The sequence below is a fragment of the Candidatus Infernicultor aquiphilus genome, assembly GCF_002784285.1.
In the GTDB taxonomy this organism is placed as follows: Bacteria; Atribacterota; Phoenicimicrobiia; order Phoenicimicrobiales; family Phoenicimicrobiaceae; genus Infernicultor; species Infernicultor aquiphilus.
The window spans coordinates 1-10,502 of record NZ_PFKO01000021.1 but is presented as its reverse complement, the minus strand read 5'-3'; the positions used below and the strand labels follow the sequence as shown (position 1 = coordinate 10,502).

Annotated in this window: 10 protein-coding genes and 1 pseudogene; 1 reads left to right on the top strand and 10 read right to left on the bottom strand. The window is 31.9% G+C overall.

Going from position 1 to position 10,502, the window contains the following annotated elements:
• The first annotated feature begins 95 nt into the window (after positions 1 to 95).
• Positions 96 to 1,508, top strand: coding sequence for an MATE family efflux transporter (locus COZ07_RS00720; RefSeq protein ID WP_406606697.1), 1,413 nt, complete (start codon positions 96 to 98; stop codon positions 1,506 to 1,508).
• Between the two features lie 147 nt (positions 1,509 to 1,655).
• Here the strand turns inward: COZ07_RS00720 and COZ07_RS00715 are convergent, their stop codons facing one another.
• The 10 genes and pseudogenes from COZ07_RS00715 to COZ07_RS00670 all read right to left on the bottom strand — a co-directional run bounded on the left by COZ07_RS00715 (position 1,656) and on the right by COZ07_RS00670 (position 10,354).
• Positions 1,656 to 1,841, bottom strand: coding sequence for a hypothetical protein (locus tag COZ07_RS00715; RefSeq protein WP_406606696.1), 186 nt, complete (start codon positions 1,839 to 1,841; stop codon positions 1,656 to 1,658).
• 89 nt (positions 1,842 to 1,930) lie between these two features.
• On the bottom strand, positions 1,931 to 2,317 hold the full coding sequence (locus COZ07_RS00710; protein WP_406606695.1) for an ACT domain-containing protein: 387 nt from the start codon (positions 2,315 to 2,317) through the stop codon (positions 1,931 to 1,933).
• A gap of 562 nt (positions 2,318 to 2,879) precedes the next feature.
• Positions 2,880 to 4,127 (bottom strand): PIN domain-containing protein, encoded by a 1,248-nt coding sequence (locus tag COZ07_RS00705; RefSeq protein WP_406606694.1) that lies wholly within the window; start codon positions 4,125 to 4,127, stop codon positions 2,880 to 2,882.
• A 115-nt stretch (positions 4,128 to 4,242) separates the two neighbouring features.
• Positions 4,243 to 4,512, bottom strand: a complete 270-nt coding sequence (locus COZ07_RS00700) for a hypothetical protein (RefSeq protein ID WP_406606693.1) — start codon at positions 4,510 to 4,512, stop codon at positions 4,243 to 4,245.
• Positions 4,513 to 4,787: 275 nt separating this feature from the next.
• On the bottom strand, positions 4,788 to 4,985 hold the full coding sequence (locus COZ07_RS00695; protein WP_406606692.1) for a hypothetical protein: 198 nt from the start codon (positions 4,983 to 4,985) through the stop codon (positions 4,788 to 4,790).
• Complete coding sequence (locus COZ07_RS00690; protein ID WP_406606691.1) at positions 4,948 to 6,225, bottom strand: DNA methyltransferase; 1,278 nt, start codon at positions 6,223 to 6,225, stop codon at positions 4,948 to 4,950. Before COZ07_RS00690 ends, COZ07_RS00695 begins: the two co-directional genes overlap by 38 nt.
• A 543-nt stretch (positions 6,226 to 6,768) precedes the next feature.
• Positions 6,769 to 7,464, bottom strand: coding sequence for a hypothetical protein (locus COZ07_RS00685; RefSeq protein WP_406606690.1), 696 nt, complete (start codon positions 7,462 to 7,464; stop codon positions 6,769 to 6,771).
• Positions 7,465 to 7,531: 67 nt separating this feature from the next.
• Positions 7,532 to 8,060 (bottom strand): annotated as a pseudogene (locus COZ07_RS00680) (aspartate/glutamate racemase family protein).
• A 130-nt stretch (positions 8,061 to 8,190) separates the two neighbouring features.
• Entirely contained in the window at positions 8,191 to 8,844 is a 654-nt protein-coding gene (locus COZ07_RS00675; RefSeq protein ID WP_406606689.1) for a lysoplasmalogenase, read from the bottom strand.
• A 46-nt stretch (positions 8,845 to 8,890) separates the two neighbouring features.
• Positions 8,891 to 10,354 carry a S9 family peptidase gene (locus COZ07_RS00670; protein WP_406606688.1) on the bottom strand — a complete coding sequence of 488 codons (1,464 nt, stop codon included), beginning with the start codon at positions 10,352 to 10,354 and terminating at the stop codon, positions 8,891 to 8,893.
• Positions 10,355 to 10,502: the final 148 nt, after the last annotated feature.

Sequence of the window (10,502 nt, the reverse complement as noted above, 5' to 3'; positions counted from 1 at the left end):
ACCAAATAAGGAAAACACCTAGAAATAAAAATGGTATAATAAATATAAGAAAAACTGTTATATTATAATTTATAATTTTCAGTGAAGGAGAGAGAATGAGAAAAATTGACCGAGAAGAGATTTTAACCCATAATCCCGTAAAAATTATATTTTTGTTGAGCTTACCCTTAATGATTTCTCAATTTTTACAAGCTTTATACTATATGGCAGATACTTTTTGGTTAGGGCATCTACCTATTACCGAAAGTGGAGACGCAGTAGCGGGAGTACAAATTACCTGGCCTATCATTTGGTTTTTTATTGCTTTTTCCTTTGGATTTGGTATTGCTGGTATAGCTCTTATTTCTCAATATATTGGATCAGGAGAAGATAATGATGCCAACCTGGTAGCTAATCAGATGCTTTCTCTTTCGGCTATTTTTGGATTAGTAATTGCCATTTTCGGTTTTTTTATTACCCCTTATCTCATCCCTCTTATTACTATAGCAACCTCAGTAGCCAGGACAGCAAATGCTTACATGAAATTAATCTTTTTTGGAATGCCTTTCATATTTATTACTTTCGCCTTTCAAGGTATTCTTTCTGCAAAAGGAGACACGGTAACCCCTATGTATATAAACCTCATCACGGTAATTCTAAATATTATCCTGGATCCCTTTATGATTTTCGGGTGGTGGGGGTTACCCCGTATGAAAGTAGTTGGAGCAGCTTTAGCTACGATTATTTGTCAAGGCCTGGCTGCTTTTATTTCTATCTATCTCCTATTTAAGGGAACCAAAGGAATAAAGATATATTTTGATAAATTGATTCTAAAACAAAAATGGATCAAAAAAATTATTAAAATAGGTCTACCGGCAGCTATAGGACACTCTACTACCGCCTTAGGATTTGTAATAATGATGGCTATAATTGGAAGGGTACATAATTCCAATACCGTTTTAGCTGCCTATGGTATAGGTGATAAATTAATTAGCGTAATCTTTATTGTCATTGATAGCTTAGGAATGGGTATTATGACCCTAATTGGCCAGAATTTGGGTGCAAAACTTACCAATAGAGTAAAAGAAATTGCTAAAAAGGGTCTTCAGATAGTAGTTCTGGTTTCTCTTTTAGAGTCAGCTTTAGTTTTTATATTAAGAATTATATTATTTAAAGTATTCATCCCCAACCGACCTGATATAGTTACCGAAGGAACTCAATTCCTCACTATTTTTATCTGGGGTATTCCTTTTTTTGCTTTAGCTGGTGTAATTATGTCCTTATTTAGAGGTTCGGGACATACTCTTCAGCCTATGATTATTGATATTTCTAGGCTCTGGATAATAAGAATTCCCCTCGCTTATCTTCTTAGTCTGAAACTTGGATCTACTGGTATATGGTGGGGAATAACCTTAAGTAATGTTATTGCTGCCCTTATCGCTCTTTTCTTTTACTTCCAGGGAGAATGGAAGAAGCAAGTTATTCATGAACACAAGGAGACTCTTAAACCTGCTCCTTTTTTAACTTAGTAATAAAAGATACTGTATGGCCTTCCATTAAAACTTTAATTAAAAGGATAGGGGCTAACACCAAGACCTTAATCAAATATCGTAAGGTCTTAGCAGAGTACGACTTAATTAAAAAATAATAAGAAAGAAATTCCCTTGTAAAAAATACTATTTTTTCTTTGATTTACGCCGATAAATACCCCAGGCAATACCCCAACAGATTATAGTGCTTATTGGTGTAAAGGTACAATGAGCATAATAACCTAAATAACATAGCTTACTTGCCGAAGTAGGAATTAGGGTAGATATCCCTGCTAATATTGCAATTATAATAACAATCTTATACCACTTCATCTCACTTTTCCTCCTTTCTGTTTATTAATAAACTCATTTATATCTAAGTTTTAATCCTTATTTGGTTAGAATTTTTTTTCGCTCGAGTATTATCTTTCTTCAAAAATACATCCAAGCTCTTTAAGCTTCTCTTCAGTTCTTGTTAAATTCTTTTCTTTAACCAAAATATGATCTGTAGAATAAGCGGAAACAACAAAGATTGATATATTCTCATCTGCAAGCATTTTAGAAACTTTTGCCAGGAATCCAACTAACCCAAATGGTAAAACCATATCAAAGGTTAATATTTTCCAATCTTTTTCAATTTCTATTACATCCTCGTCATTATATTTAGATTGCTCAATAATCACCGTTGTTTCGTTCTTGTCGATTATATTTGCAAACGCATTGGGATAAACTTTCTTTGATTTAATTATTGCAAAGGTTTCTTCCCAGATATATACTTTGCCATTTTTAAAATAATTTTCTAAATGCATAATTAACTTGAAAATCTCCCCACATATAATAAATATGCAAAATGCCTTACGAAAAGAGGAACTAACTGCTTTTCAAAAAACAACTCTCGTATTTTATATATTATTTTACTTAAACATAATTTATGCGAATTTGAAGAACTCATTTCTCTATTGCACCTTCGTACCGAAGGCTTTAAGGATATTTATCATTTTCATGATATATGATATATCAATTTATCCAATATTACCCCTCGATTTCTTTCGGTGGTAATAAAATCTAATAAGCTAAGTAATAAATAGTCTCTCTGATTAGCCAGAATTGGTTGCACCCATAATTTATATAAAAATTCAGTTGTCACAATCAATGCAAAACTTTCATTAGAAGATTTTTTAAGTATCTGTAAAACAGTTGTGTATGGTTGTGAAGGCACCCCCATTTCGCTTGTTCAGCCGCTTCAATTAAAACATCTGAATCAATGCTTATATAATGATAATTAGAACTAACCAATTTAATAGCCATTTTATTATATTTGCTTTTTTCAAGAACTTTAATACTTAAGCAATGCATCAATAAAACCTGAGTTCATACTCCATCAACATTAAATTCTGTTTTTGCAAAAGAACGCAATCGTTCATCATTAGAGTAAAGTAAATTTCCAGGCTCACTTGCAATTAGTATTGTATCAATGAATGACGGGCCAAACATTCCATCGAGTTGTTGTTTCCTATCTCTCTTCATATCCAAAGCTGCTTTACATGGAATAATTTCACAATTATTTTCAATCCAATGCATGATACTTTCTAAATATTCAATACTATGTTTAACCTCTTCAGCGCTAATTTCTTGCCTTACAAATTTATCTCCCTCTTTCCCAATTGTCATGAATCCTTTTGATTGAATTCCTTTTCGGTCATTTATAGTATATTGAAGGAGGTCTATGGTTGATTGCGCAATACCCAATTTCCCAAAAGCTTTGATAATTGCATCTTCAGCATTAGTGCCATGCAATGTCATCAGTGAAATTATATCAATAATTAGTTTAGGATTGTTATTAAGTAATAAAAATGCATGATTTCTTTCCTCAACATTGCCAAGGCAACATCTTATGCCTAAATCAGATTTGCTTATTAAGCCACCCAAAACATCAAAAACATTCCGCCCAATAAGATTAGCGAGAGCTCCAACTGTAAGATTCCCTTCTTTATAGAATTGCTCACCCTTTAGACGTGTCTCATTTTGTCTAGCTACTTCATCCAAGATTGTTTGAAAACCCTCGGGTAGCTTATCTTTCTTTTCAGGCTTTTCTATTCTCACTCCATAAAGGCCGGGAGTATCTGGAAACAATTTTTCAATCAAAGAAAGACTTTCATGAAGTGCATACACATATTTACTTTTGATTTCTACTGCTTCCCCAAACTCTTTTGATAGAGGGCTTTCTTTTATTAAAATTTTGTCTCCAACTGATTTCTCTAATAGCTTTTGAGCAAGGGAATGATCTAAATTAATTTCTCTACGCTGTATGTCAGCATCTTTTCGGTCTTCTATAATATACCAATCCCGTTGACCTGAGTTATCTCTGATACAAACCGCTGTATTAACATCAACTTCAGAAACGTTTAGCCACTCATCAACATCTCTTTCTCGCTGAAAGAAACACCCAATATACTTCAAGTGAGCATTCCCGTTATTGAAAAATTTTCTTCTAGTTTCATACATTATTTCAAATGATTTCTTAACTAGTTTTCTGGCTGCATATAAATGGGCGAGTTGAAAAACAGAATCTAATGACAAGAAACTTATATCAATTGGGAATTCTAAGAACTTATCCAATTCTTCGAAATCGTTAGAACGAAAGCTTACTACTGCTAAACGTAATTTTATTCCAATATCATAATGAACTGTGATAGTTTTGGTTAAAAAGATTTAGCCTTCTCGACTTCATCTCTTACTTCTTTCTCAGCCAGCGATTTATTAGTATAGTTATCTTTTCCTTTACATTGCACACCTGCCCATGAATCCTCTTGATTTGGCCTTCCACAAATATCAACAGCATGTTGTGGTTGTCCCCATCTTCAATTTTTTTGCGTATTTGAGTCCTTCCAAATTGATCGCCATAAATCACAACAGAGAGTTTCAAAATCTTGCCAATTGGCAGGCGGTGGTATTTGTAAGCCAGAAAATAATGGTATATTAGTTTTCCTCTTTCATTCTCCATTGGGGTCTATAATTATTGACAAATTATATTTAATTCTTCTAACTAAGTTTTGCAAGCTAGCATTATTAAGTATTTTTTTTAATTTTTTTCTTCCCACATTGTTGGTGTCATACTCCAACACTTAGTTTATTTAAATTGCTTTAAAAACTTCTTTTTTTCATTTTTGAAGTATTTCTCATCTTCTCTACTCTTGCTGACTCTTGCTTGCTAAATTAAATAATAAATAAAACTGTTCAGTTGTCAATATTTGCCCCTTTAACTCTTTAATTTTTATCTTAATTCTGTTGTAATCTTTTAATTTCTTCCTTTAATTCTTCAATTACTTCAGGGTTATGTATAATTTTCTTTTTTCCTTCCTTCACTGAAATGATATAAAATACTTTCCCTCCATACTTATCAGTAAATTTTTTATGTGTTCTTTTTTGAAATTCTAATTCATTTTGATAAAAATTTCGACTTATATTTATAATCAAATTCCATATCTCCATCCACTAAACCACTTCTAATCAAATGAGCATTTAAAAAAGTTTTATTACTTAAATAGAGATAGCAAAGCAAATTATTTTCTTCGTCATATTTTATAGTATCAAACTTTATAAATACTTTTTGCCCTAGAGCTTTTTCTTTTAAGAATTGTATAGCTCCTCCATTTTTTCCTGGTCTTTCTTTTATTCCTAATAATCTAATTTTTAATCCATTATTTAAAATTAAGATTTGGGGAGAAATTATTTCTTTCACGGTATAATATGTCTCTCTCTTAGAACAAGAATTATCTATTTTAGAACCAAAACTTAATTTTCGCGGGTCAATTTTCTTATCAAATTTTATTGGGTCCTGGAAAATATAAGGCAATTTTTTTATCTCTTCCTTAAAGTCAGTATTTATATTTTCCTGCTTGATTATTTCAAATGTCTCATCTTGAAAAATAGTGCTTTGTCTTAATCCAAGCTTTTCTTTTATGATTGGTAAAAAATATTCATTTATTTCATATCCAATAGAATTTCTATGAAGATTTTTTGCTACTAAAGATGTGGTTCCGCTCCCCAAGAAGGGGTCAAGCACTTTATCACCCACAAAGCTGAACATCTTAATAAGACGTTTTGGTAATTCTTCTGGAAACATCGCCAAATGTTTATCCTGTTTTTCACCAGGGAAGTTCCAATGCCCGGTAAAATATTTATTCCACTCTTCTTGTGATAATTTTGATTTTTCTTTCATCTCTTTGTTTATTTTCGGAGCATTCCCATATTTTTTAAAAATTAGAATAAATTCATAATCAATTTTAAGAATTCCATTTCTAGGATAGGGAAAAGATCCCATTACTGTTGCTCCACCAGTAGTATTGCAAGTAGTAACTTTTTGCCAGATAATCGCTCCCATATAGTCAAAGTCTATACTTTCACAAAACTTAATTATCTCTGTCCTTATCGGAATAACTTTATATCTTCCATAATAGACTGAACGTGCAAACTGATCGCCAATATTAATACATAAACGACAGCCATTGTGTAAAACCCTATAGCATTCATTCCAGACTAAATTGAGATTGTTAATATACTCTTCATAATTGTCATTAAAACCAATTTGCTTGCCATTGCCATAATCTTTTAATTGCCAATATGGAGGAGAGGTAATAGTAAGATGCACGGATTCATTAGGTACTTCTTTCATATATCTCGAATCGCCAATAATTATCTTATGAATAGTTTTCATATAGTTATTCCCTTCAAATATATTATGTATTTATTATACCCTACTCTAATTTATTTTAATAGATTCCTAATATTTAATCTATGTTTTTTCTATATTTGTTTTTTCTATATTAATTCTATAAAACAAATAAAAAACCTCTTTTATGTATCTTTCGGGGTCATGTCTTTCGGGGTCATGTCTCAAGATTTGAAATATTATTTAATTGGGGACACATCCCATTTTTATAATCAAGCATCTTTGCAAAATTACAATATGTAAAAATCGTGAGCCTTATCGTGAACATAATCATGAACATTATAACATTATATAATGAAGAGCTCTCCCCTTGCCTTGAGACTTCAATACCTGCAATTCAATAAGTTTATTTATTTCATCTAAGGCAGCCCGATTAGAGAGCTTAAACATTTTTTATTTCCTTTTTATTCTCATATTCCTTATTTTTATAGAAATATATCCCACTTTTTATAACAAATCAAAATCCGTTTTTTATTAGAAGTTTTTACTTTCTTTAATTTTATATAAAAATAAAATTTAAATTAATAATCACTGTTTTTGTTCACTTATCTGTTTATCAACTTCTTTTAAATAATTTACATAAGCTGAGCCTAATTCAGTGATAGATAAAGTATCCTCTTCTTCCCAAACAAATTCCAAATCAAGTAGGGCATTTAAGATAGCCTCTCGTTCCTTGGAATCAGATATTTTTGATTTCCATATATCATCAAATTCTTCTCGGTTTACCAATTTAGACTTGTAAAGCCAAAATAAAACATATTTTGCATATAAGACCAGATAGGAATCAGCATAAAGAAAACGCCATTTAATATTTTCCTCCTGCAGTTTTCGAATATATTTAGCTTCCCTTTCTTCTGTTAAAATTTTAGAATCTGTATCCTGACTTTCTTTCTTTAATATACTTTCCCAGTTAGAATTATAATTAGAAATCAAACTACTAATATTAAAGTTAGAAATAGATTCAGAAAATAATAGCTGTTTTTGCCTTGACTGTTGAGAATCATGTCGCCCTAAATTTTTAGTAATAATAAATTCATTAAAAAACTTATAAATAGTCTTCTCGTATAAGAATATAATCAGAAATAGATACACCATTATCAAGGCCACCCAAGAATCGGTTATTTCTGCTAACGAGGGTTTAACTGGCCACCAGATTAATAAAAGAATACCACCTATCATAAGGAATAATCCAGATAAAACTGCAATGAAAATGATCCTACGCATACTTAAAACCTCTTTTCATCTTTAAATTAAATATAGATCACTTTTATAATCTCATCCTATTTAACTTTTAACCAGATGTTGAACTAATTGCTTTTTTCAAGGCAGCCCTTGCTAAGAGTCTGGTAGAATCAAGTATAGGTAAAGGAGAATTCTCTTGATTTACTAACAATGGTATTTCAGTACAGCCCAGGATAACTGCATCACACCCTTTATTTTTTAACTCATTAATGATTCCCTTAAAATAGACCAGCGCTTCTGAAGTAAAACGAGCATTAACTAATTCATCAAAAATTATCTGGTTAATTCTTTCCCTATCTTTTACTTCGGGAATTATATGCTCAATACCAACTGCAGTAATCTTAGAAGGGTAAACTGGACCCTCCATTAAATATCGTGTGCCTAAAACTCCCAGACATTTATATTCTTTGCGTTTTGCTTCAGCAACAACTTCCTGAGCAATATGCAGCCAGGGAATTGGTGAGATGGGCATGTCTTCCCAATAAAGCTGTTCCTTCCATACAGATGGTACGATAGCAAAGGGCTGCACCCTCTGCACTACAGGCAACTATTCCGATATGTTTAGAGTGCTTAGACATAATTTTCCCTCCCTTAATAAAAGAATTCTACAAAAAAGAAGAAATTCCTTTTTATTTTGAAAAAATATATATAAAATCTTGATTTTTAATAATAAATGATAAGAACCTTTCGTTTTTACTGTTTCAAGTTTCATACATATAAAAAACCAAAGACAATTAGAAATTGAGCAAAAATATAGGTTATCATTATAGACGCATAGCCTCTTGATAGTTTACCTTTAAAATTGCGAAAAGCTAATAATGAATCAGAAGCTATAAAGAAAATTGAACCTATAAAGGGTAACCAGAATGATAATCCTGTTAATACCCAAATCCGTGTAAAACTGGCAAAACTCATTATAAGAATAATATTTAGATAAACAATCACCAATACCTTCATAGAGTGAAGATAAGGATTGAGTTTTTTTAGAATAAATGCCCCATACCAGATATAGGGGAGTAAAAAAAAGTAAAACCATTCAGGTATAGCGGATAAAAAAGAAGTAGTCTGCAGGAAGGCCATAGTATAAAAAATATGTCCCATAAAAAAAGATAGTAACCCTGCTATGAAAAAAGTCTTTTTCTGAGACCATAATAAGAAAAAATCTCCCAAAAAACAGAAAATTAAAGCAAAAAATATCAGTATATTCAGGTTAGCCACACTTATTATATAAAAAAGAGCAAGCGTAGGAAGCAATAATGTTTTAGTAAAATACTTTAATTTAACCTTGTCATACTTTACGGCAAAAACATCTCCCACAGCAACAATAACAAAAAAAACCATTATTAATACTCTTAGAGCCATATTTTTTACTCCACTTAATTTATCTCTCTGATAGATGAAATATCATTTATTTATCTCTGGTTTGTTCTAAAATCCAATCGCTTATTATTTTTAAAACCTCCGGCGAAATCGTTTCTTCAATCTTGGCATATTCAGCAGGCACACCTGTTTGGGCAGTCTGAAAAAGATGATTAAGACCAGGTAATTCCTTAATGGTGAAATTCTCGTTACCCCCTGTCTGAAGGGCTTCTTTAATCGCACTAAGGTTTTCTTTAGGAGGAACTTGTAAATCTTTCTCTCCATTTATAGCTAACACTGGACAGTTTACCTTACTTAAGGTTGGTTGGGGATCATAAGTTAGAAAAAAACGAAACCAGGGAGATAATAAACTTTGTAGTTGAGCTTTAAGGTAATCTTCTGGGTTACCTATTTTACTTTTTTCTTCCTCACTTAAATCTTCCCAATAAGTCATAAATATTTGACGAATTTTTTCTTCCACAATTTTATTATCCTCTTCTTCTTTAATCACCGAAAATATTTTATTATTCAGCTGGAGATTTTTGGTAATGTCTTTCTCACTAATACCCATTTCTTTAGAAATTAATCCGGTTTGTAAATATAAAATTTCTTCTCCGGTTAATCCTGTCCCCGCCATTAATATAATGAATGCCACATCTGGTGATTTCACAGCCACCATAGGAGCAATAATGCCTCCTTCACTATGACCGATAAGACCAATCTTCCTTGGGTTTATCTCTTTTCTTGCTTTTAGATATTCTATCCCGGCTAACACATCAGAAGCAAAGTCTTCACTAGTAGCTTGGGAGAAGTCACCTGTTGATCCTCCCACTCCCCGATCATCTACCCTAAGAACAGCAATACCCTGACGAGTTAAATAATCCCCTAATACCAGAAAGGGGTGATGACCAAATACAGTTTCATTGCGATCTTGCGGACCAGAACCAGTAATTAATAAAACTACCGGAAAGCTACCTTCTTTAGAAGGCAAAGTAAGGGTTCCCGCAAGGGTAATTTTTGCTTCTTTATTTTCATATATTACTTCTTCTTCCAAGTAGGGGTAAGGTTTTTTCGGTTCTTGTGGTCTGAGGATTTCAATAGCTGTATTTACTCTTTTCACGATTAGCGGCAGAATTTGTCCAGATTGCTTCCATTGTCCTTCTATAGTTAAAAAATCACTACTTATCTTTCCTTCAAAAATACCTCCCAAAGAATTTATTTCCATATATAAATCATTATCTTTAACCATAACCTTTTCCACTGGTATATCAGTTACTCCCTGATCAGGGCTATCTAAAGTTGCAGTTAGAGTTCCATTTGGATTCTTAGAAATCTTACACACAATCCTAAGTTCTATTCCTGGAACTTTCAACCTGCCCTCCCAGATACCCTCGATACCAGAAGCAGCAGAAGTAACCTGCTGTTGAGCTAAAACTATAAAAAATGTACTTCCTATAATTATTAAAGTAAAACAAATCAAAACGATAAACAAAATTCTATAAATCTTTTTCATAACATTTTTCCTCTTTTTTATTTATAAAGGATGATTTTTTCAATAAATAGTCTTTCCGCTCTTATTTTCTCTAAATCTGAGAAAGAACATTCCGATTATGAGCTAAATGCCACATCAAGTACCATCATTACCGTAAAACCGATCATTG